This window comes from Parazoarcus communis SWub3 = DSM 12120 (assembly GCF_003226565.1).
GTDB lineage: Bacteria > Pseudomonadota > Gammaproteobacteria > Burkholderiales > Rhodocyclaceae > Parazoarcus > Parazoarcus communis.
The window spans coordinates 338,005-359,410 of the sequence record NZ_QKOE01000001.1 but is presented as its reverse complement, the minus strand read 5'-3'; the positions used below and the strand labels follow the sequence as shown (position 1 = coordinate 359,410).

The following is a 21,406-nucleotide window of genomic DNA, read 5'->3' as shown; positions in this document are numbered from 1 at the left end:
GGTGGCTGATCCTCGACCCCCCTTGCTTTATCTGGTTCATCGTATCCCCTATCCGCCCAACAAGGGCGACAAGGTCCGCTCGTTCAACATCCTGCGTCAGTTGGCCAGGCGCTATCGGGTATTCCTGGGGACTTTCGTTGATCATCCCGACGATGTTCAGCATATCGACACACTGGGTCAATGGTGTGAGAAGGTCCATGTCGTGCGACTGCAGCCGATGTCTGCACGGCTTGCCAGCCTGAGGGGATTGCTGACCGGTGAGGCCCTCAGTCTGCCTTATTATCGTGACGCGGGTCTTGCTCGATGGGTGAACATGACTGTCGCGAGCGAAGGGATCAAAAGCGCAGTCGCCTTCTCCGGGCCAATGGCGCAATACCTGCCCGCTACGGGGCTGGAGCGGCGGGTCATCGATTTTTGTGACGTCGATTCCGCCAAGTGGACCCAGTATTCCGCTGATCGTCGCTGGCCGATGTCCTGGTTGTATCGCCGCGAAGGTCAGCGCCTTGCCGCTTTCGAACGAGAGGCGGCTTCGGCAAGTGACGCCAGCCTGTTCGTCACCGATGCCGAGGCAGCGTTGTTCACACGCGATGCACCCCTGCTCGGCTCCAGGGTAAGGACCATGCAGAACGGGGTCGATGCCGAATATTTCTCGCCATCGCATCGTTTTGATTCTCCCTATCCTGCGGGCGGGCCGATTCTGGTATTTACCGGCGCGATGGACTATTGGCCGAATATCGATGCGGCCACCTGGTTCGCTCGCGATATCTTGCCTCTCGTGCGCGCGCAGTTGCCGGACGTACGATTCTGGATCGTCGGGATGAATCCTTCACCGGCGGTGCTTGCGCTGGCGGGCGAGTCGGTGTTCGTGACGGGTACGGTGCCGGATGTCCGTCCCTATCTGGCGCATGCCGATGTCGTGGTGGCCCCCTTGCGGATCGCCCGCGGCATTCAGAACAAGGTGCTTGAGGCAATGGCGATGGCTCGTCCGGTCGTGGTTGCCGATGCCGCGGCACAGGGTTTGGAGGCAGTGTCGGGGCAGGACTGTGAGATAGCCCACAACGCCGAAACATTCGTTTCGCGTATTGTTGCGTTGTTGGAAGATCGTGAGTCGTGCCAGCGCATGTCGCTGGCTGCCCGCCATTGCGTGTTGTCGCATTACAGTTGGACGGCCCATCTGGCGGTGCTGGATGACTGCCTTTGCCTTGCACAGGAGGGCTTGCCTTCCATTCCGCTCGAATGTCCTGACCAGGCTTGATAATGAAGCGAGCGATTGTCGACGAAACTTCCGTACAGTCCCTGACGAATCGGCGCTACGCCGATTTTGTCAGGGTTGCTGCCGTTCTGACGGGTGTCCTGGTTTGGTGTGTTGTCTGGTACTGGCAGACTGCAGCCGAGATCGCGTCGATATGGTGGCGGTCGGACACGTTCGCGCATGGGCTGGTGGTGTTGCCCATCAGTGCCTGGCTGATCTGGCGCAAACGCGATGCCATCGGTGGGCTGCGGCCCGAGCCCATACCGTGGCTGGCCTTGCCTGCCGCCTTGTGCGGTGTGTTGTGGTTGCTGGGCATGCTGGCCTCGGTGGCCGCGGCCAGTCATGCGGCGCTGGTCTTGATGACGCTGACCGCCATGGTCGCCGCCCTGGGGTGGCGCTTGTCTCGCGTGCTGATGTTTCCGCTGGCTTTCGTGTTGTTCGGTGTCCCGATCGGCGAGTTCATGCTGCCGGCGTTGATGACTTTCACTGCGGAGTTCACGGTGTGGGCGCTGCGTCTGAGCGGTGTGCCGGTGTACCAGGAGGGCCTGCATTTCGTCATCCCCAACGGGCGCTGGTCGGTGGTGGAAGCCTGCAGCGGCATCCGCTACCTGATTGCCTCGCTGATGATCGGTTCCCTGTATGCCTACCTGCACTATGCCAGCCTGCGCAAACGTCTGCTGTTCATGATGGTGGCCTTGCTGGTACCAATCATCGCCAATTGGCTGCGAGCCTACATGATCGTGATGCTGGGCTACTTCTCCAATAACGAAATCGCGGCCGGGGTGGATCACCTGATTTACGGCTGGATCTTCTTTGGCTTCGTCATCATGCTGATGTTCTGGATCGGGCAGCGCTGGAGTGACCCTGTCGAAGCATTTGCATCAGCGTCGGCACCCGTCATCGTCTCCCGGACGCAGACGAACTGGGCTGGCGCCATGCCCGTGCTGTTGGTGACCGCAGCTTTTCCCCTGCTCCAGATCTGGATCGCCAGCCCGGTACAGCCGTTCGGTGTCAGCTATGCCACACCTTCGCCCGCGGACGGATGGACGCTGTTACATGGGGCGACTGCCGACTATCGTCCCCATTACCAAGGGGCACGTGGAGAAGCCTCGGCGATTTATCAGGCGGATGCAGGTGATCAGGTGTCACTGTATTCGGCCTTCTTCGCCGAGCAGCATGAAGGCGCCGAGATGGTGACCTGGGGTAACGGCTTGCTGCCCCCAGACGACAGCAGTACCAACCGGCTCCACGGTCCGCTCGTTGATACCCATCTGGGGCACGTTCGCAGTTCGATGCTCGTCCGCGGCCTGAACCGGCAGATGATCCTGTACTGGTATGTCGTAGGCAATCGTGTCGTCATCCGGGACTGGGAGGTCAAGCTTCGGCTGGCGCTCGACAGATTGCTTGGGCAGTCGGATGCGTCCATGGTGTTCGTGGTGAGCATGCCGGTCGGTGTAGAGCCTGAGCATGCCCGGGTCTTGCTGAAACGATTCGTCGACGATCACCATGCCGCTCTCGGCGAAATGACACAGTTGGCTGAGAAGGGCGTTCCGCAATGAACGACCGCCGTCCCCTGGTGCTGCACCTGGTCTACAGCTTCGATGTTGGCGGGCTTGAGAACGGTATCGTCAATCTGATCAACCGAATGGATCCCGTTCTGTTCCGTCACATGGTGGTGGCGTTGACCCGGTGCGAGCCCTCGTTTTGTCAGCGAGTAAAGCGCCCTGACGTGGGCTTCATGTCCCTGCACAAACCACCGGGGCATGGTTACAAGCTTTATCCCACGCTGTACCGGTTGTTCAAGGACTTGCGTCCGGCCATCCTGCATACCCGCAATCTGGCTGCGCTCGAGGCAGTGGTGCCGGCTCGTGCGGCAGGTGTGCCCGTACGCATCCACGGTGAGCACGGGTGGGATGTGTCCGACCCGGGTGGCACACGACACAAGTTCCGTTTGATGCGTCGGCTCTACAAACCCTTTGTCAGTCACTACGTGGCGCTGTCAGGACACATTGCCCGTTATCTGGCACAGGGTGTCGGTGTGCCTGAGGCCCGCCTGAGCAGGATCTGCAATGGTGTCGATACGGCTCGTTTTCATCCGGCTGATGGCGGTGGGAGGGCCATGCTGTCGGGTTCACCCTTCAATGCCTCTGGCCTGCTCATCGTTGGCACGGTTGGCCGTCTGCAAGCGGTCAAGGATCAACTCACCTTGGTTCAGGCATTTGCCCATGCGCGGACCCTGCTCGGAAGCGCAGCCGCCCCGTTGCGCCTGATCATCGCGGGTGATGGTCCGCTACGCGGTGAAGTGGACGCAGCGATCGACGCTGCAGGTGTCCGCGACCAGGTCTGGCTTGCCGGTAATCGCGCAGATGTGCCAGATGTCATGCGGGCGCTGGATCTGTTTGTGCTACCTTCGCGCGCTGAGGGTATCTCGAACACGATTCTCGAGGCCATGGCAAGTGGCTTGCCGGTCATTGCTACCCAGGTCGGCGGCAACGACGAGCTGGTCACTTCAGAGACGGGGCGCTTGGTGCCGGCGATCGAGCCCAGAATCATGGGCGAGGAAATTGCCCGTTATGCGGCCGATCTGCAGCTTCGCAATGTGCAGGGGCATGCGGGCAGGCTGCGTGTCGAGGCCGATTTCAGTCTGGATGGCATGGTCGAACGCTATGCCACGCTTTACCAGTTGCAGCTCGATGCGGCAGGCGCGTTGCGCCCGGCCGCCTGATACAGGAAAACAACGATGTGCGGCATTGCCGGTTTATTCGATACCCGCGGCAGGCGTGATTTCGACCGCGCGCTGATGCAGCGGATGAATGACATCCAGTATCACCGCGGGCCGGACGAGGGGGATCTCTACTTCGAGCCTGGCCTTGCGTTCGGGCACCGCCGCCTGTCCATCATCGACATCTCCACTGGGCAGCAGCCACTGTTTAACGAAGATGGCAGCGTTGCTGTTGTCTTCAACGGCGAAATCTATAATTTCCAGGAACTGGTGCCCGAGCTCGAAGCACTGGGGCATGTGTTCCATACGCGCAGCGACACCGAAGTCATCGTGCACGCGTGGGAGTCCTGGGGCGAAGACTGCGTAACCCGCTTTCGCGGCATGTTTGCCTTTGTGCTGTGGGATCGTAACCAGCAGACGTTGTTCATGGCGCGCGACCGCCTGGGCGTCAAACCGCTGCACTATGCGATCCTGGATGACGGCACATTGATTTTTGGTTCGGAGCTCAAGGTGCTGATGCAGCATCCCGGGCTGGATCGGCGCATCGACCCCCTGGCGGTCGAAGAGTACTTCGCGCTTGGCTATGTGGCCGAGCCCCGTACCATCTTCAAGGGCGCGCGCAAGCTTCAGCCGGCCGAGTCTCTATGCATCCGCCGTGGTCAGGCAATTCCGGCTCCTCGCTGCTACTGGGACGTGCGCTTTTCGCTCGACAATCCGGTGTCGCTGGCGGAGGCCACGGGTGAGCTGACCGAGCGTCTGCGTGAATCGGTTCGTTTGCGCATGATTGCCGAGGTGCCACTGGGCGCCTTCCTTTCAGGCGGCGTGGACTCCAGCGCAGTGGTTGCGACCATGGCCGGGTTGAGTGAGGAGCCGGTCAATACCTGCTCGATCGCCTTTGACGATCCCAAGTTCAACGAATCCGAGTTTGCCCAGATGGTGGCTGATCGCTACCGGACCCGGCATTTCGTGGAGACGGTCAAGTCAGACGACTTCGATCTGATCGACACCCTTGCTGCCTTGTACGATGAGCCCTATGCCGACAGCTCGGCCATCCCCACTTACCGCGTCTGTCAGTTGGCGCGCAAGCAGGTTACCGTGGCGCTTTCCGGAGATGGTGGGGACGAGAGCTTCGGTGGCTATCGTCGTTACCGCATGCATCTGATGGAAGAGCGCATGCGCAGTGCGATGCCGCACGGGGTGCGCAGACCGGTGTTCGGGCTGCTCGGGCGGCTCTACCCCAAAGCAGATTGGGCGCCGCGCGTGTTCCGCGCCAAGACCACGTTTCAGGCGCTTGCGCGCGACTCGGTGCAGGCCTATTTCCACTCGGTCTCCATTCTGCGCGACGAGATGCGGCGCAGCCTGTTTTCAACGGACTTCCGCAGACAACTTGGTGGCTACAATGCCATCGAGGTGTTCCGCCGGCATGCCGATCAGGCGCAGACGGACGACGCGCTGGCGCTGATCCAGTACATCGATCTCAAGACCTACCTGGTGGGTGACATCAATACCAAGGTGGATCGTGCCAGCATGGCTCACTCGCTTGAGGTTCGTGAGCCCTTGATGGATCACAAACTCGTCGAGTGGCTTGCCACCCTGCCGTCAGGACTCAAGATCAAGGGGCAGGAAGGCAAGTACCTGTTCAAGAAGGCCATGGAGCCGCTGTTGCCCAACGATGTGCTGTATCGGCCGAAGATGGGCTTCTCCGTACCGCTGGCGCGCTGGTTTCGTGGTCCGCTCAAGCAGCGCGTACGCGATGCGGTGCTGGGGGATACGCTGGCGGCCACCGGCATCTTCAACCGCAACTATCTCCAGCATCTGGTCGACGCACATCAGTCAGGTGCGCGCGATTACAGTGCGTCGCTCTGGACCGTGCTCATGTTTGAGGCGTTCCTGCGCAATGAAGGATCAGTGGGGTCAGACTCGACTGCCCCCAGGATCAATCGAGTCTGACCCCATTGATCTGATCCATTGATCCGGCCAAAGTGATTTTCCCCGATGCGCATCTTTCACATTCTTGATCACTCGATTCCGCTGCATAGCGGTTATACCTTCCGTACTGCGGCCATCCTGCGTGAGCAACGCGCGCTGGGATGGGAAACCTATCACCTGACCTCGCCCAAGCAGGGCGCGACCCAGGTAGCCGATGAGACGGTGGACGGACTCCGGTTCTTTCGTACGCCGGTTCCTGCAGCGGGACCTGCCGGTATCAACGAATTGCGCCAGATGCGCGCAACAGAAGCGCGGCTGGAACAACTGGCCCGCGAGCTGAAGCCCGACATCCTGCATGCGCATTCGCCGGTGCTCAACGCCATTCCGGCTATCCGCGTCGGCAAGCGCCTAGGCATTCCGGTGGTGTACGAGATCCGGGCGTTCTGGGAGGACGCCGCGGTGGATCATGGCACGACGGCCGAGGGTAGCCTGCGCTATCGTGCCACCCGCGCAATGGAAACCTGGGCGCTGAAGCGGGTGGGACATGCCTTCACCATCTGCGAGGGCCTTCGAGCGGATATCGTCGCCCGAGGCATTCCCGAAGAGCGTGTCACCGTCATTCCCAACGCGGTGGATGTCGAGGGTTTTCAGCTGTCTGGCGATCCTGATCCGCAACTTCGACAGCAACTGGGTTTGGCAGGGCGCACGGTACTGGGCTTTGTCGGGTCCTTTTATGCCTACGAAGGGCTCGACCTGCTGTTGCAGTCTTTCCCGGGATTGCTTGCAAGCAATCCGGACCTGCGCATCTTGCTGGTTGGCGGCGGACCGCAGGAGGCCAATCTAAAGGCTCAGGCGGCACAACTTGGTGTGACCGACAAGGTGGTGTTCACCGGGCGCGTACCGCACAGCGAAGTCAGCCGCTACTACGATCAGATTGATCTGTTGGTTTACCCGCGTCACTCCATGCGCTTGACCGAACTCGTGACTCCGCTCAAGCCGCTGGAGGCCATGGCTCAGGGGCGTATTTTTGCCGCATCCGATGTGGGCGGGCACAAGGAGCTGATCCGGGACGGGGTGACCGGTCGCCTGTTTGCCGCGGGAAGCGCCCAGGCCCTGACCGAAACCGTGTCTGACATGTTGGCTGGGCGCGACCGCTGGCCTGCCATGCGGTGCGCTGGGCGTGAGTTTGTCGAGTCGGTGCGGAACTGGACCAACAGCGTCGCCCATTATCAGCAGCCGTATGCGCGGCTGACCGCTGCAGGGCGCGCAAATGGCTGAGCCGGAAAGCGCGCCGCATGTCGTGGTGCTGAGCAGCCTGTTTCCAAGCAGTGTTCAGCCCAACGCAGGGCCCTTCGTGCGTGAGCGCATGTTCCGGGTCGGTGCGCGCCTGCCGCTGTGCGTTGTCGCCCCGGTCCCCTGGTTTCCGCTGCAGGGCATCATCCGCCGCTGGCGTCCGCACTTTCGTCCGGGAGCGCCGGGCTGGGAGAAGCAGTCCGGCGTAGACGTGTGGTTCCCGCGCTTTCTGTCGCTTCCCGGGGTATTGAAGCATCTCGACGGACTGGCCATGGCGTTGTGTGCCTACCCTCGCCTGAGAGCGCTCAAGCGCGCGGGGCGTCTTGACTTGATCGATGCGCATTTCGGCTATCCGGATGGCGATGCCGCGGTACGCTTGGGGCGGTGGTTGGGTGTGCCGGTCACCATCACCTTGCGCGGAACCGAATCGCGTCACGCCCGAGATCCGCGTCTTGCTCCCTTGCTGAAGGCAGCACTGCTGGGGGCGGCGCGGGTGTTTGCGGTCGCGGATGCACTCAAGCAGGTTGCCGTGGGACTGGGCGTGCCGGCTGACAAGATCGACGTGGTCGGCAACGGCGTGGATGCCGGCCGGTTTGCACCGGTTCCGCGCGGGCAGGCCCGTACTCAACTCGGCCTGCCGCCAGAGGCGCCCGTCCTGATCAGTGTTGGAGGGTTGGTAGAACGCAAGGGTTTCCACCGCGTGATCGAGTTGCTGCCGCGCTTGCGTGAAACCTGGCCCGATCTGCAGTACCTGATTGTTGGCGGCGCCAGCGCGGAAGGCAACAACCGACCCGCGCTCGAAGCCCAGGTCGCAGAGCTGGGCTTGCAGGGGTGCGTCAGATTCCTCGGCAGCCTTCCGCCAGACGCGCTCAAACTCCCCTTGTCCGCAGCGGATGTGTTCGTGCTGTCCACCCGAAATGAGGGGTGGGCCAATGTCTTTCTTGAAGCGATGGCGTGTGGTCTGCCGGTAGTGACGACGGATGTCGGCGGCAATCGAGAAGTGGTTAATAGCCCTGCCCTGGGAGAAGTCGTACCCTTTGGTGATGCCGACGCGCTGGCTAACGCCATTGCCGATGCGTTGCGGCGCGACTGGGACCGGACAGGGATTCGCCAGTATGCCGAAGCCAATAGCTGGGATGAGCGGGTGGAACGCTTGTGCCGCGTGTTCCGGAGCCTGACCGGGCGTGCATCGACCGTGGTGCCCGGTCATCTTGAATCGAACAGGACTGCATCTTGAGCGATCTTTACACCCGCTTTGTCTCTGGCGTGCTCTTTCCGCTGCAGGAGAAGCTGAAGCACCATGACACCGTACGCGTCCGGCGTGACATGGAAGACCGGCAATGGTGGCCGCAGGCGCGCATTCTGGACGTTCAGCTCGAGCGGCTGAAGAACCTGCTGTCGCAGGCCGGGCGCAAGGTACCGTACTACCGCGAGTTGTTTGCCAGCTTGTCCTTCGATCCTGCACAGGTCCAATCACTGGCAGACTTGCAGCAACTGCCCTTTCTGACGAAGGCGGTCATCCGGGCCAACAGCGATGCGCTCCGCGCAGAGGACGCGAGTGGCCTGGCCCGATTCAATACCGGGGGGTCCTCCGGTGAGCCGTTGATTTTCTACATTGGCACCGAGCGGGTGACGCATGACGTCGCTGCCAAGTGGCGCGCAACCCGGTGGTGGAATGTGGATATCGGCGATCCCGAAATCGTCGTCTGGGGGTCGCCCATCGAGCTTGGTGCGCAGGACCGGGTGCGCCTGTTTCGCGATAAGCTGATGCGTACCGAACTACTGCCCGCCTTCGAGATGTCGGACGCGCGTGTCGACCAGTTTCTGGCCCGGATTCGCGCCGTACGGCCGCGCATGTTGTTCGGTTATCCGTCAGCGATCAGCCATATCGCCCTGCACGCCGAGAAACGCGGTGTGCGGCTGGATGATCTGGGTGTTCGGGTGGTGTTCGTCACCTCCGAGCGCCTGTACGACCATCAACGGGCGGTCCTGGAGCGCGTATTCGGGTGCCCGGTGGCCAACGGCTATGGTGGCCGCGATGCGGGATTCATCGCCCATCAATGTCCGTCCGGTAGCATGCACATCACCGCCGAAGACATCGTTGTCGAGATCATCGACGACGATGGCAAGGTGTTGCCTCCCGGGCAGGCAGGGGAAATTGTCGTGACCCATCTTGCCACCCGGGACTACCCCTTCATTCGTTACCGGACGGGCGACATCGGCGTGCTTGGAACCGAGTCCTGCGCATGCGGGCGCGGCTTGCCTGTGCTGAAGGAAATTCAGGGGCGGAGCACCGATTTCGTCATTGCGGCTGACGGCACCGTGCTGCATGGCTTGTCGCTGGTTTATATCGTTCGTGATCTGACCGGCGTGCAGTCGTTCAAGGTGATCCAGGAGAGTCTTGAGCTGACACGCGTTCAACTGGTCACCGACGCCTCGTTCAACCCGGATGACGTACGCAAGATCATCGAGGGCTTCCAGCGTCGTCTCGGTGACACGGTCAAGGTCGAGGTGGAGCGCGTTTCCGCCATCGCCGCAGAAAAGTCAGGCAAGTTCCGCTACATCGTCAGTCATGTGCGCAATGCGGCGCAGGGTCAGGGGTAAGCAGCATGCGGGATCTGGTCATCGTCGCCATCGTCATCGCTGCTGCCCTCATGGCGCTGAAGCGGCCATGGATCGGTGTCATGCTGTGGACCTGGCTGAGCATCATGAATCCGCATCGTTATTCCTGGGGATTCGCCTACGATGCGCCGCTGGCAGCGGTTGCAGCTGGCTCGACATTGCTGGGCTTCTTTTTTACCAAGGATAAGGAAAGCCCTTTCAAGGGTGCGCCGGTCGGGTGGTTTGTCGCATTGACGATATGGATCACGCTCTCGTGGCTCATGGGATACGATGTCGATGGCGACTATGCACAATGGAACAAGGTCATGAAGATCTATTTCATGACCTTTGTTGCCCTTGCCCTGTTGCATAACAAGCATCACACCATGGCCTTTGTCTGGGTCAGTACGATGTCTCTTGCGCTTCTGGGGGCCAAAGGTGGGGTGTTTACCGTCTTGAGCGGCGGTGCGCACAAGGTCTGGGGGCCAACCGGATCTTTCATCGCAGACAACAACCATTTTGCATTGGCGCTGATCATGGCCGTCCCTCTGCTTCACTTCTTGCAGCTTCAATTGGAGTCGAAGTGGGCGCGTAATCTGATGAGCGTCATCATGTTGCTTTGCGTGGCTGCAGCACTTGGCAGTCATTCTCGAGGTGCGTTGCTGGCGATCGCTGCGATGGGGGCGGTGTTGTGGTGGCGAAGCCGGCGTAAGGGTTTGATGACGCTTGCCTTGCTGTTCGTCGTTATGGTGATGTTGCCGATGATGCCCCAGGAATGGTGGGATCGGATGGGCACGATCCAGACCTACGAAGAAGATCAGTCTGCAATGGGCCGGATCAACGGTTGGCTGGTTGCCATTGAGGTGGCCAAGCACAATCTGTTTGGTGGTGGCATGTCGTATCAGCACCAACTGTTCTTCACCCTGTACGGGGTTTACAACGAAAACGTGATCGCTGCACATAGCATCTACTTCCAGATCCTGGGCAACCATGGCTTCATCGGCCTGTTCATCTATATTGGACTGTGGTTCAGCACCTACCTGTGGGCCGGACGATTGCGCAAGATCTCGCGTGACATTGCCGAGGCCCGCTGGGTAGGTGACCTGGGGGCAATGATCCAGGTCAGCCTCGTGGGCTTTGCTGTGGGCGGTGCCTTCTTGTCGATGCCGTATTTCGACCTGCCGTACAACATGATGGTGATGGTGGTGTTGGCACACCGCTGGGTGCTCAGTCGTGGCTGGGAGCGCGAGCCTCCGGGGACACTGCTGCAGTACGCCGGCCTCTGGCGCAACAAGCGCAATCCACTTCCTGCCAGTACTTCAGCCTGACATGGTGTTCAAGACTGCTTTCTCCCTGGTGTCGCCTCCGGGGCGTGAAGCCCGGCTCTCGATCCTGATCTTTCATCGGGTACTGGCCGAGCCGGATCCGCTGTTCCCGGACGAACCCGATGTCACCCGCTTTGATCAGATACTCAAATGGGCCACGGCGTGGTTCAATGTCCTGCCGCTGGACGAGGCGGCGCGGTGTTTGCGCGAAGGCTCCTTGCCGGCACGTGCCGCGGCGATCACCTTCGACGATGGTTACGCGGACAACTACACCCAGGCCTTGCCGATCCTGCAACGACATGGGGTGTCGGCAACCTTTTTCGTCGCCTCCGGATTTCTTGATGGCGGCCGGATGTGGAACGACACCGTCATCGAGGCGCTGCGAAACACCACACTATCCGTGCTCGACACCGGCCTTGATGGACTGCGCGAGTTATCCCTCGGCGATATTGATGCGAAGCGTCATGCAATGCACCGTCTGCTTGCTGCAGTCAAGCACATGCAGCCCGACGAGCGTCTGGAGACTGTCGAACGGATCGCATCACACTGCGCAGTAACGTTGCCGGACGATCTGATGATGAGTTCGGCGCAACTTCGGGCCTTGCGTGCCGCAGGCATGATCATCGGCGCACACACGGTGAGCCATCCTATTCTGGCTGTCACCTCGCTTGAGCAGGCCCGAGAGGAGATTGAAAGCGGAAAAGCCCATCTCGAGCAGTTGCTGGGCGAGCCCGTACGCTTGTTTGCCTATCCGAATGGCAAGCCGGGAAGCGACTATCGGCCCGTTCATGTGAATATGGTGCGAGAGCTTGGGTTTGAGGCCGCGGTGTCCACCCACTGGGGGGCAAACACCCGCGACTCGGACCCCTATCAATTGCTGCGCTTTACGCCCTGGGACCGAAACAAGCTGCGATTCGGCGCCCGCTTGCTGCAGAATCTGCGCCGCCCGGCCATCATTTCGCAATAGTCGATGAAGATCTCCGTTGTCATTCCGACCTATAACCGCTGCCATCAGATTGGCGGCGCCATTGACTCCGCATTGAGCCAGGCCTGCGAAACTCTCGAAGTGGAAGTCATCGTTGTTGATGATGGCTCCTCCGATGGTACGGTGGCATGGCTCGACACAGCATATGCGGGGCAGCCGGTTCGTATCCTCTCCAATGCTCGCGGGAAGGGGCCTGCCGGGGCCCGCAATACCGGCATTCTTGCGGTTCAGGGTGAGCTCGTTGCCTTGCTTGACTCCGATGACCAGTTTCTTCCGGGGCATCTGGCAGCTGCCGCACGGCTATTCCGAAAGCGCCCCGACGTAGGCCTTGTCTTTGGCAGGGCACAGTACGAGCAGGATGGCGTGGTCGTGGACTACATGGGGCCGAACTTCGATCGCAAGCTGGCACTCGCCCCACGCGCCGATGAGGACGACGAGGCGATCATCTTCACGCCGGCCTATTCGTCGCACCTGCTCGAATATGGCTGTTATTTCAATTTGTCTTCCGTCGTCATGCGGGCCGAATTTGCAAGGTCATTGATGACGGAGTCGCTGCGTATTGCCGAGGACTTCGAGTTCTGGGTCCGCCTGTCCCGCCAGACCACCTTTGCTTGCCTGAAAAGCGCTCAGATCCGGTATCAGCTCCATGGCGATAACATTTCCTTCGAGGCCGCGGCCAGTGCTGCCGATCATGCGCCGTACCTGATCAAGGCCTATGAAACCATGCTTGGATATTCCGGTTTGTCGCGGTCGGATCAAGACACGATACATCGCCATCTAGCCCAGACCTTGTTCGACTGGGCCTATCGGTGTCGTCTGCACGGCCGCTTTGGCGAGGCCATGGCACTGCATGTCCGGTCGGCACGCCTCGGCTTGAGAAGGCGCAATCTCATGGCCGTTGTGAAGCTCGCCGTGCAGGGGCTGCTCCCGTCAAACCGGAACCGGCACTAAGCGGATGAGCGTGGAACAGCAAGCGCAACCCTTGCCGCCGAAGGCGTTGGTCTCTGTCATCATCCCGGCCTTCAATGCACGCGCATTCGTCATGGATGCCATACGTAGCGTGCGTGCTCAACACTACGAACCGATCGAGGTACTGCTGATCGATGATGGCTCGACTGACGGGACAGCGGAAGTCGTTGAGCGCGAGGCGCCGGAGGTGCGCATCATACGCCAGGCCAATGGCGGTGTGGCTGCGGCACGCAACCGTGGGCTGGCGGAGGCCAGGGGCGAGTTCATCACCTTTCTGGATGCTGATGACGGTTGGTTCCCGGGCAAGTTGCTTGCGCAGGTCTCCTATCTGACCGCGCATCCCGAGGTCGGCGTCGCCTTTCATCGCTGGCTGGTCTGGCGCCCGGATGATCGAGGCGTCTATCACTGGCCCTCGCCGCCACCCGAGAATCTACCAGCTCAGCCGGAGTTGTCTGGTTGGCTATATCTGCCGTTGTTGCTTGACTGTGTCGTGCATACCTCGACGGTAATGATGCGGCGCTCAGTCGCCGAGGCCGTCGGACGTTTCGACACCTCGTTGGTCATCGGAGAGGATTACGATTACTGGCTGCGCGTCTCGCGTATCTGTCCGATTCACAAATTAGCCCCCGTCTATTCCTTTTACCGCTCGGCGCCGGCAAGCCTGACCAGTGCGCCGAAAAAGCAGAATTTTGAATACCTGGTGGTGCAGCGCGCCCTGGAAACCTGGGGGCTGACCGCACCAGACGGAAAATCCCTGCCGATCGCCCAGATCGAGTCACGCCTTGCCAAACTGGCCCGAGATTTTGGTTATGCGCATTATCATCAAGGTTCGATCACGCTTGCCCGCGAGGCCTATCTTGCTGCGGTCAAACATCAGCCCGCCAATATGAGGGCGTGGCTTTATCTCGTTCGCTCGGGTTTCAGATCCATGTTCTCATCGACTTCGGGCCGCGGTCGCTGACTGTTGAGATCATCAGTTGGTCGCGCCGGTATCGGTCGGTGCGCCTATCTGAATACCCCTGAAATCTTCCTGGCAGCGTTATTTAGATTGGCACGGATGCGGTTGCGAAGGGTGTAACGGGGAAGCTCTGCCGGTGCAGCAGCAATTTTTGCATACTGTGCAAGGTATGCACCTTTCAGCACTTGCAGGTCGTAGTGTTCTCTGACAATGACCGGCCCTTTGGCCCCGATTGCCCGCAGTCGTGCACGGTCGGTGTTCTGCATCACCTCGCGCAGCGCACCCTCCTTGCCCATGTCCACAAACACCCCCTCCTTGACGATGCCTTTCTGGTTCGGATGCTCGGTGCAGATCACCGGCAGTCCCATGGCCATGGCCTCGATATAGACAATTCCAAAGGTCTCGAACAGCGATCCGAGCACGAACGCGTCAGCGGCTGCATAAGCTTGTGGCAACACATCATGGCTAAGTGTTGTGAACACGACTCGGTCACCCATCAAGTCATGGCCGAGCTTCTTGATTGCAGGACTGTCATCGCTCTCCTGACCGACGATGGCCAGATACACATCTTGTAAAGGCGCGAGCTCGCGAATGACATGATCCATGCGCTTGTGCCAGTAGCAGATCGTGCCGACGCTGATCGCGAGCAAGGCCTCATCAGGAATGCCATGACGGGCGCGAAAATCGCTTTCGACATTGGGATGAAATCGGCTCAGGTCTACGCCGTGAGGAATCATGAATGCTTTGTCACGGGCACTCTGTGCAAGGTTGTACTCAGTATGCTCCTGCACGAAATCACACGGTGGCAGGTCTCGGGCCGGAATCGCTCCGCCGTTTGAAAATACGACCCGGGGAGTACGCTCGAACAGGTGACGGTGCGCGTAGAGGATTTCGCACACTTCCCGCTCAAGACAATGGATGACGTCGAAGCCTCCTTCAAGCAAAGGTCGAAGCGCCGCATAGGCAAACGTGACTGCTTCGATGCGTTCGCGCTCCTGTTCACGTAGTGAGTCTGCCCATTTCGGCGACGCGATGATGTGGATGTGGTCGAGGCATGCCGATCTGCGAGGCAGGTTTGGGATCAGCTGTTCGTTGGGTGCCGGTACTCCACCGCCTTTGAACAAGGTGATGTTGACATCGGCCTTCAGTAGGTCGAAAAGGCCACGTGCGAAGACTTCATGGCCACGATTGATATGGCCAAGGCCAGAGCAGAGAAGCGCAATCTTCATTTTGACCGTGATGTAGGTGTTATCAGTCCGAAAACGACGCTAGCAGAGAAAATGAATGCGGCGCTGAAGAGTAACTTAAACCTGCTGAGAGAAGATTGGTCACGCCTTTGAGTTGCCCAATAGATACCTTTTGTCATCATTCTTAGCGCAGATCTTCCATTCTTTGTACGAGATATGGTTCTAAGCTTTTCTATACTTATCGAAGGTATGCGATGATAGATGAACTGGTGATTGAACATGTTTTTCAGCAGATCTTCCTCTGTCGCCGAAATCGGAGTTGATGAATCCGTTTTAAACGCGTTTTCAATCTCTGTAAAAGCGTATGCCGAGTCTAGTTTAGGGGCGAGAGCCCAAGCCTTTACAATGTAATTGTGCCGGCGGATGTTTACTTCAACAGCTTGACTGGTGTCATCGAGAGTGAATTTTTCTAGAGGGACCTGAGAGATTAGATATTCTCCAATTTCAGATTCGAACTCTGCCCACACCTTCAAACGTGTGTTTGCGTCATGTTTCATTGAGTTCGGCCCTCGGAGGCCGGAGTGTTCTCTTAATATATAGACGCATCGATTGCAGTGTTGAAATTCGAACTTTGATGCTAGCTTTACCATTAAGTCATAGTCTTGCCCTCTCAGTAGAATGTCATTAAATCCGCCAATTGCTCTTACTGCTTCAGTTCTTAATAGCGCACCTGACATAAGTATGGTGCAGTGTCTAAATAGCTGAGCCCGTTGAAAGTGCTGAGACTGATTCTCGTAGGGGTAAGGGGTCTTCGTGATTGTCGCTTCAAAGAGTGAGCCTTTGGACTCAGCTCTGTCGAAAGAGCCTGCAACGAAACCAAGCATTGGGCTGGTTATATAGGGCTTAATCAGAGCCTCCAAGGCTTCAGGATATGCTGCGTCGTCATCGTCAAAGAACCAGACATATTCGGTATCTATTAAGGTTAAGGCCAGATTCAGCGCTTTTGCCTTGCCTGCGTTTTCCTTGCGGATATACTCTATACGAGCTCCGAAATGCCTGACTACCTCTTGGGTGTCGTCGGTGCTGCCATCGTCGATAACAATCAGTCGTCGTGGCGGAATGGTTTGATTTAATAGGCTTTCAATAGCCTCAGGTAGGAAATTGGATCGGTTGAATGTGGGGATTACAACTGTGACGTCTGCAGCTTTGGTCGACGAGCGGTCGTTAGTGGTCAGCGGTGCTCTGTGTGCGACCTGTAAATTCGGATTGTCTGTCATCGATGGTTGATGAGTAATATTTAAATGTGGCTGAGGCTGTGCGTAGGAAGGTGGTCTGATGTTGGTGAGCCGCTATTCTTGCATACCAAGATGTATTGGAAAGTGTATAGGTTCTTGAATAGCGATTTCAATATTACGCCATAGAATGGAAACTCTTTATTTAGTGCGTCTCGGTATCTGAAGTTTCTTTCAATGACCACTGCCTCTAATCCTGCGATTTTGACGAGATTCTTGATGTTCTGGAGCGTAAAGAATCGTAGATGGGTTCGGTCAAAAATTCCCCTGTCGTTATATGGCCAGTATCCTTTGATAAAGACATGGATGAGTGTGTCAATATGGCCAATGTTGGGGATTGAAATAATCGCGTTGCCTTCTGGTTTGAGAAGCATTCGTGCCGAGCTTAGGGTTTTCCATGGGTCGTGTAGATGCTCAAGGATGTCACCTAGAAGTATGTAGTCGAATTTCTTGTCCGTTATGGCATCAAGCAATGCGTGTTCGGAGTTCAGGTCTAGGTTGTATATGCGGTGGTAGAACTTGGCGGCTTGAGAGGCCATCTCAGGATCGTATTCCACTCCTTCTACAAGGGTGGCAATACCGAAATCGAGGAGCCATTTCCCGTTTGCCCCTGTTGCGCAGCCTAAGTCAAGTACCTCACATTTTTTTTTGGTTACATGCTTCAGCAAGTCAGGTCTTAGTCCGGTGTACGACTCGTTCATTGTCATGGTTTCCTCTCCCTTCTGTGCAAATTTTGGTGCAACAGTCGCTGCTATTGGGAAATAAAGTGAGGTCCTTCATTTTTACATGCCTCAGAGTTTTTAGAGGCAATTCTGAAGCACTTCAGTGTGGAGAAGAAGGCATAATAATGGGCAAAAAGGGTTGCGATATTTCGGTCGATTAGAAAATCAATCGTAGGTTTTAAGATGCCGTTGCAGATTAGTATCAAAATATTCAGGGCTGCGGAGTTGTTGCTTGGGCTCTTCATGTCCGAAAGTAGATTGGATCGGATGCGAACCCCGGATTTTTTTACTGATTGCAGCCATGTGATTTTCGTTGGAGGGGACTTCTTTCTTAAATGGACTATCAGGGATTTTGTAACCAGCAAGAACTGTAGTCCGTGATAGGCATATCGATTTATTAGATCGTCGTCTTCCCCATACATGAAGAAAAGTGGATCAAATCCCCCTGCTTTTAAAATGGCTTTTCTGGATATTAGCCATGCTGCTGCGTTAACTCCCTTTATGGGATAAAAATCCTTGGTTTGTCCAAGGCAAGCATCGGAAATGAAATCCGGGCAGTACTTTTGTAAGTACCAGGTTTGTGTCGTCGGATCGACATGGCTTGTGTCGGGACTGCAGTGAAGGGGGGTTGCGAGAAGATAGTCCTTGTTGCTCGCTAGTGCGTCAACTAGCTTTCCAATCGTGTCATTCAGTACGTATGCGTCCTGGTTGAGAAGAAAGACATAGTCCGCTGCTAAGTCAAGTGCTTTAGCAATACCTATATTGTTGGCAATGCCAAAGCCATGATTATTTTTTTCTTCTAGTAGTAGCGCTTCCGGAAACTCCTCCTGCACAATCCGTTGGGTGCCATCGCTGGATGCATTGTCGACGACGATAGGTCTGCATGGATATGCACTGGATCGCAGTGATTCGAGGCACTGTCGAATCCACAAGGCGCCGTTGTAGGTGACGATGATCACAAAAACAGAGGGTCTTGAACTCATGTGCTTTCCATAAACGTAGTCCCGAAATGATGCACTGTCGATGTGTCTTTTTCTAACTACAAACTGTTTATATTCATAATGAAAGCTTGATTAATGAGCTAAGCACTACATGTAGAGCGAATGGGCCAAGATTTCCTTGGTGACTACAAAGGGACTTCCCACTTCCGCCTGTGGCCTGTTCGGCCCGGCATCGAAGTGCCAAGATTGAATTGCTGAAGTTCAATCTGGAGAAGGGAAAGGGGAAGTCCAAATGAATGCTACGACGGTTGGGGTGGATCTGGCAAAGAACGTGTTCGTGGCCTGCGTGGCCGACGCGGTGGGTCGTGTGATCGAGACGCGCGAGTTCAATCGCGCGGGTTTCCTGGCGTGGCTGTCGACGTTGACCCAGGGCACGGTGGTGGGCATGGAAGCCTGTGGTGGGGCGCATTGCTGGGGACGAACGATGCAGGCGCTGGGGCTCGAACCGCGCTTGATGGCAGCCGAGTTCGTGCGTGCCTATCGCAAGCGCCAGGCGGTCAAGAATGACCGCGCCGATGCAGCGGCGACCGTGGCTGCGCTGCGCGCGCCGGGTATGCGCTTTATTCCGATCAAGACCGAAGCCCAGCAACAGCGGCTCGCCTGGCACAGCCTGCGCCTCGGCTGGATCGGGGAGCGCACCGCGCTCCTGAACCGTATCCGCGGCGTGCTCGCCGAGTTCGGCATGGTGGTCGAGGCCGGAGCGGCCCGCCTGCGACGCTGGCTCGCCGAGCATGAGTTCGACACCGCACAGCCGGCCCCGATTCGTCTCCTGATCCAGAACGTGCGCGATCAACTCGACGCACTCGATCTTCGCGTCGCCGAATGTGATCGGCAGATTGCCGTCCAGCAGGCCGAAGATCCTGCCGCCCGACGTGTGCGCGATCTGCCCGGCGTCGGGGTGCTCACCGCCGACGCGGTCACTGCCAGCGTGGGCAATGCACAGCTGTTTCACAACGGGCGCCAATTCGCCGCTTGGCTCGGACTCACCCCGAGCCAGTACTCCAGCGGCGGCAAACCCAAACTCGGACGCATCACCCGACGCGGTGACGACTATCTGCGAACCTTGCTGGTGCAGGGCGCGAGGAGCGTGCTCGCGGCCACCTTGCGCAAGGCCCGCAGTGCGCCCGACGCGCTCACCCGTCTTCAGCAGTGGATCGTGAGCCTGAACGGCCGGGTGGGTTACCACAAAACCCTGGTGGCGATCGCCAACAAACACGCCCGCCAGTTGTGGGCGGTATTGGCCAAGGGCGAAGACTACAACCCCGAGGCCTGGCGCCAGTGGGGCGAAGTGGCCGCGCCGAAACCGTCCGTGTGAGTGTGATGCGGCACGTTTAGTAATGACAGCATGACTGCGCAGCAGCGATAGGCAAAACAGGTCAGACCGACCGGCTGAGAGCCTGGCTAACCTGATGGCCGACCAAACAGGGTGCCGCGGCTGATCCCCGCGCCCCGGTCGAGCCGACGAGTGATTGAGGCCAGCCGGTGCGGTTAATCGCAGGGCCCCGGCGCGCATGCGTCGAACAAGGCCGATTGGGGAAAGGCAGTCTGTTCTGTCCTTGTCCATCGCGATGTCGTCAGTCGAGAACCGGTCACGCCTGGGCATGATCAGCAGGAGATGAAGATGAGCGCATGATCAACGGTCGGCTCGGCCTGCGGCCGGTCTGCAAGGAAGAGGTTGACGGGAAGTCCCTTGGGGAGGGTTAGCGTATGGCTCTTAGTTTAAGGGTGCTCAGCAGTTTGATGAACAGCGGGTCCTTGGCGATGGGGTGGTTCGTCCAGATTGTGGCAAATAGCCAGGATGTGGCGCAGATCAACGCCGACAGAAATAGTGTCGGAAAGTCTCCGATCAGTGCTTTTGTGGGGGTGAGGAACAGTATGGCTGTAGGTAGTGCCATGCATGCCAAGGTTACGATCAGGCTGCTGCGTAGCACAATCAAGAGTGCCCGAAAATCGGTTGGTTGGCATTTCCCCTTTATCAGGTAAATGTACGGACCAGAGGCGATGAAAATCAAGGCGAACGTAATTGCAAAGGCCAGCATGTTCTCGAAAATGAGCACTGCGGATACAAGCAAGACTGCGCGGATAGGTTGAGTAACCAGATCAATACGGGTTGCCAGGTCGATGCGTCCGCGAGCGGTCAGAAGCGGAATAACCATGTTATACGTCGATGCAACTGCACCTGCTAGACAAAACCAGGGTACGAGCGTTGCGGCAGCGTCCCACTGCGGGCCGAATAGCAAACGCAGTAACTCCAGCGAATGTAGGGCGGCAAATGCATAGAATGGCCAAGCTAGGACGGTGATTGAGGCAACCGTGAATACATGCTGTGCTTCAAGGTCAGCGCCTTCTCGGTGGGCGCGTGAAAAAGCAGGGTAGAGCACGTTGCGTACAGCGGTCATCAGATCCCGATGGAACAGGTTCATCAGTCCTTGGGCGCGGCTGATCATGGCAACGGGGGCAAAGCCTAGGATTCGACCTATGGCTAGATCGTTGATGTCCATTGAGATCGTGGTGATCACATTGGCGGCGGATGTTCGTGCCCCAAAGCTTAACAACTCTTTCCATGCAATGAAGCTGGGTAGCATGAGACGAAAATCTCCGCGGACAAACCAGGTACCGACACCCGTTGCGATATTTGTGACGAGCGCGCCTATCGCCATGCTGTTGGCCCCATACCCCATGTAGGCAAGGGAGATAGTCGAGGCGGTACCCAGTGTGGTGGCGATCAGCGTTACCGCGACCAGCTTCTTGAATTTCATGTCCCGTCGCAGCAGCGACAAGGAGATTGAGCAGAAAGGGAGTACAAGGAAATTCAGGGCACTGATCCTGATAGTCTCGACGACCCGTTCATCGTTGTAGAAGGTGCCTGCGAAAGGAGCGACAAGGAAGATGGCCAGAAACAGGGTGATCCCGATGGCGAGAGAGAAGCCGAATGCTGTCCGGATGTGGTCATCGGTCAGTGTTTTGACCTGAATCAGAAAATTACCGATACCGAACTCTCTAAGTACCTGAGCGATTCCGATCAGGGCGATGGAGACCGAGTACAGGCCGATTTCTTCTGGTGTCAGCAGGCGGGCGAGCAGAATGTTGCTTGCTAGTCCGAGTGCAATGAGCAGATAGCGCTCGGCCATTGACAGCACCAGTGCGCGGCGTACGGAGGCCATTTCAGC

General features: G+C 58.0%; 17 protein-coding genes. 12 read left to right on the top strand and 5 right to left on the bottom strand.

Translation table 11 applies throughout. The annotated features are described in order from the left end of the window. The first annotated feature begins 1 nt into the window (after window position 1). From DNK49_RS01690 to DNK49_RS01640, 11 genes are read left to right on the top strand one after another with little or no spacing between them, the layout of a single operon-like run. Window positions 2-1,255: a TIGR03087 family PEP-CTERM/XrtA system glycosyltransferase gene (locus DNK49_RS01690; RefSeq protein ID WP_110522574.1), complete on the top strand. Its 1,254-nt coding sequence runs from the start codon at window positions 2-4 to the stop codon at window positions 1,253-1,255. Between the two features lie 2 nt (window positions 1,256-1,257). Continuing rightward, entirely contained in the window at window positions 1,258-2,811 is a 1,554-nt protein-coding gene (gene xrtA, locus DNK49_RS01685; protein WP_110522573.1) for an exosortase A, read from the top strand. Next, window positions 2,808-3,977, top strand: a complete 1,170-nt coding sequence (locus DNK49_RS01680; protein WP_110522572.1) for a TIGR03088 family PEP-CTERM/XrtA system glycosyltransferase — start codon at window positions 2,808-2,810, stop codon at window positions 3,975-3,977. The genes xrtA and DNK49_RS01680 overlap by 4 nt, the downstream gene beginning before the upstream one ends. Window positions 3,978-3,992: 15 nt before the next feature. Next, window positions 3,993-5,924, top strand: a complete 1,932-nt coding sequence (locus tag DNK49_RS01675) for an XrtA/PEP-CTERM system amidotransferase (protein ID WP_110522571.1) — start codon at window positions 3,993-3,995, stop codon at window positions 5,922-5,924. A gap of 45 nt (window positions 5,925-5,969) precedes the next feature. Then, entirely contained in the window at window positions 5,970-7,181 is a 1,212-nt protein-coding gene (locus DNK49_RS01670) for a TIGR04063 family PEP-CTERM/XrtA system glycosyltransferase (protein WP_110522570.1), read from the top strand. After that, complete coding sequence (locus DNK49_RS01665; protein ID WP_110522569.1) at window positions 7,174-8,433, top strand: glycosyltransferase; 1,260 nt, start codon at window positions 7,174-7,176, stop codon at window positions 8,431-8,433. Before DNK49_RS01670 ends, DNK49_RS01665 begins: the two co-directional genes overlap by 8 nt. After that, the gene (locus DNK49_RS01660; protein ID WP_110522568.1) at window positions 8,430-9,800 is read left to right on the top strand and encodes a phenylacetate--CoA ligase family protein; all 1,371 of its coding nucleotides are present in this window, start codon (window positions 8,430-8,432) and stop codon (window positions 9,798-9,800) included. Before DNK49_RS01665 ends, DNK49_RS01660 begins: the two co-directional genes overlap by 4 nt. A 5-nt stretch (window positions 9,801-9,805) precedes the next feature. Beyond that, window positions 9,806-11,125, top strand: a complete 1,320-nt coding sequence (locus tag DNK49_RS01655; RefSeq protein WP_110522567.1) for a putative O-glycosylation ligase, exosortase A system-associated — start codon at window positions 9,806-9,808, stop codon at window positions 11,123-11,125. Between the two features lies 1 nt (window position 11,126). Further along, window positions 11,127-12,089, top strand: coding sequence for a polysaccharide deacetylase family protein (locus tag DNK49_RS01650; protein ID WP_110522566.1), 963 nt, complete (start codon window positions 11,127-11,129; stop codon window positions 12,087-12,089). Between the two features lie 3 nt (window positions 12,090-12,092). Next, the gene (locus tag DNK49_RS01645; protein WP_110522565.1) at window positions 12,093-13,058 is read left to right on the top strand and encodes a glycosyltransferase family 2 protein; all 966 of its coding nucleotides are present in this window, start codon (window positions 12,093-12,095) and stop codon (window positions 13,056-13,058) included. Between the two features lie 10 nt (window positions 13,059-13,068). Further along, window positions 13,069-14,037: a glycosyltransferase gene (locus tag DNK49_RS01640; protein ID WP_165843250.1), complete on the top strand. Its 969-nt coding sequence runs from the start codon at window positions 13,069-13,071 to the stop codon at window positions 14,035-14,037. A 44-nt stretch (window positions 14,038-14,081) separates the two neighbouring features. Here the strand turns inward: DNK49_RS01640 and DNK49_RS01635 are convergent, their stop codons facing one another. The 4 genes from DNK49_RS01635 to DNK49_RS01620 are packed head-to-tail and all read right to left on the bottom strand — an operon-like array spanning window position 14,082 to window position 18,218. Then, window positions 14,082-15,263: a glycosyltransferase family 4 protein gene (locus tag DNK49_RS01635; RefSeq protein WP_110522563.1), complete on the bottom strand. Its 1,182-nt coding sequence runs from the start codon at window positions 15,261-15,263 to the stop codon at window positions 14,082-14,084. Continuing rightward, entirely contained in the window at window positions 15,260-16,498 is a 1,239-nt protein-coding gene (locus DNK49_RS01630; protein WP_110522562.1) for a glycosyltransferase family 2 protein, read from the bottom strand. Before DNK49_RS01630 ends, DNK49_RS01635 begins: the two co-directional genes overlap by 4 nt. Window positions 16,499-16,518: 20 nt before the next feature. After that, window positions 16,519-17,220 (bottom strand): class I SAM-dependent methyltransferase, encoded by a 702-nt coding sequence (locus DNK49_RS01625; RefSeq protein WP_110522561.1) that lies wholly within the window; start codon window positions 17,218-17,220, stop codon window positions 16,519-16,521. 44 nt (window positions 17,221-17,264) lie between these two features. Beyond that, complete coding sequence (locus tag DNK49_RS01620) at window positions 17,265-18,218, bottom strand: glycosyltransferase family 2 protein (protein WP_110522560.1); 954 nt, start codon at window positions 18,216-18,218, stop codon at window positions 17,265-17,267. A gap of 250 nt (window positions 18,219-18,468) precedes the next feature. Here DNK49_RS01620 and DNK49_RS01615 point away from each other — a divergent pair, with 250 nt between their 5' ends. Next, window positions 18,469-19,551, top strand: a complete 1,083-nt coding sequence (locus DNK49_RS01615; RefSeq protein ID WP_110522559.1) for an IS110 family RNA-guided transposase — start codon at window positions 18,469-18,471, stop codon at window positions 19,549-19,551. A 385-nt stretch (window positions 19,552-19,936) separates the two neighbouring features. Here DNK49_RS01615 and DNK49_RS01610 read toward each other — a convergent pair whose 3' ends face one another. Then, complete coding sequence (locus tag DNK49_RS01610) at window positions 19,937-21,400, bottom strand: lipopolysaccharide biosynthesis protein (protein ID WP_110522558.1); 1,464 nt, start codon at window positions 21,398-21,400, stop codon at window positions 19,937-19,939. Between the last annotated feature and the right edge of the window lie 6 nt (window positions 21,401-21,406).

Coding starts and splice junctions, on each gene's coding strand:
- DNK49_RS01645 (WP_110522565.1), top strand. CDS start 12,093: ATGAAGATCTCCGTTGTCATTCCGACCTATAACCGCTGCCATCAGATT.
- DNK49_RS01655 (WP_110522567.1), top strand. CDS start 9,806: ATGCGGGATCTGGTCATCGTCGCCATCGTCATCGCTGCTGCCCTCATG.
- DNK49_RS01630 (WP_110522562.1), bottom strand. CDS start 16,498: ATGACAGACAATCCGAATTTACAGGTCGCACACAGAGCACCGCTGACC.
- DNK49_RS01610 (WP_110522558.1), bottom strand. CDS start 21,400: ATGGCCTCCGTACGCCGCGCACTGGTGCTGTCAATGGCCGAGCGCTAT.
- DNK49_RS01650 (WP_110522566.1), top strand. CDS start 11,127: ATGGTGTTCAAGACTGCTTTCTCCCTGGTGTCGCCTCCGGGGCGTGAA.
- DNK49_RS01680 (WP_110522572.1), top strand. CDS start 2,808: ATGAACGACCGCCGTCCCCTGGTGCTGCACCTGGTCTACAGCTTCGAT.
- DNK49_RS01670 (WP_110522570.1), top strand. CDS start 5,970: ATGCGCATCTTTCACATTCTTGATCACTCGATTCCGCTGCATAGCGGT.
- DNK49_RS01635 (WP_110522563.1), bottom strand. CDS start 15,263: ATGAAGATTGCGCTTCTCTGCTCTGGCCTTGGCCATATCAATCGTGGC.
- xrtA (WP_110522573.1), top strand. CDS start 1,258: ATGAAGCGAGCGATTGTCGACGAAACTTCCGTACAGTCCCTGACGAAT.
- DNK49_RS01620 (WP_110522560.1), bottom strand. CDS start 18,218: ATGAGTTCAAGACCCTCTGTTTTTGTGATCATCGTCACCTACAACGGC.
- DNK49_RS01665 (WP_110522569.1), top strand. CDS start 7,174: ATGGCTGAGCCGGAAAGCGCGCCGCATGTCGTGGTGCTGAGCAGCCTG.
- DNK49_RS01675 (WP_110522571.1), top strand. CDS start 3,993: ATGTGCGGCATTGCCGGTTTATTCGATACCCGCGGCAGGCGTGATTTC.
- DNK49_RS01625 (WP_110522561.1), bottom strand. CDS start 17,220: ATGACAATGAACGAGTCGTACACCGGACTAAGACCTGACTTGCTGAAG.
- DNK49_RS01615 (WP_110522559.1), top strand. CDS start 18,469: ATGAATGCTACGACGGTTGGGGTGGATCTGGCAAAGAACGTGTTCGTG.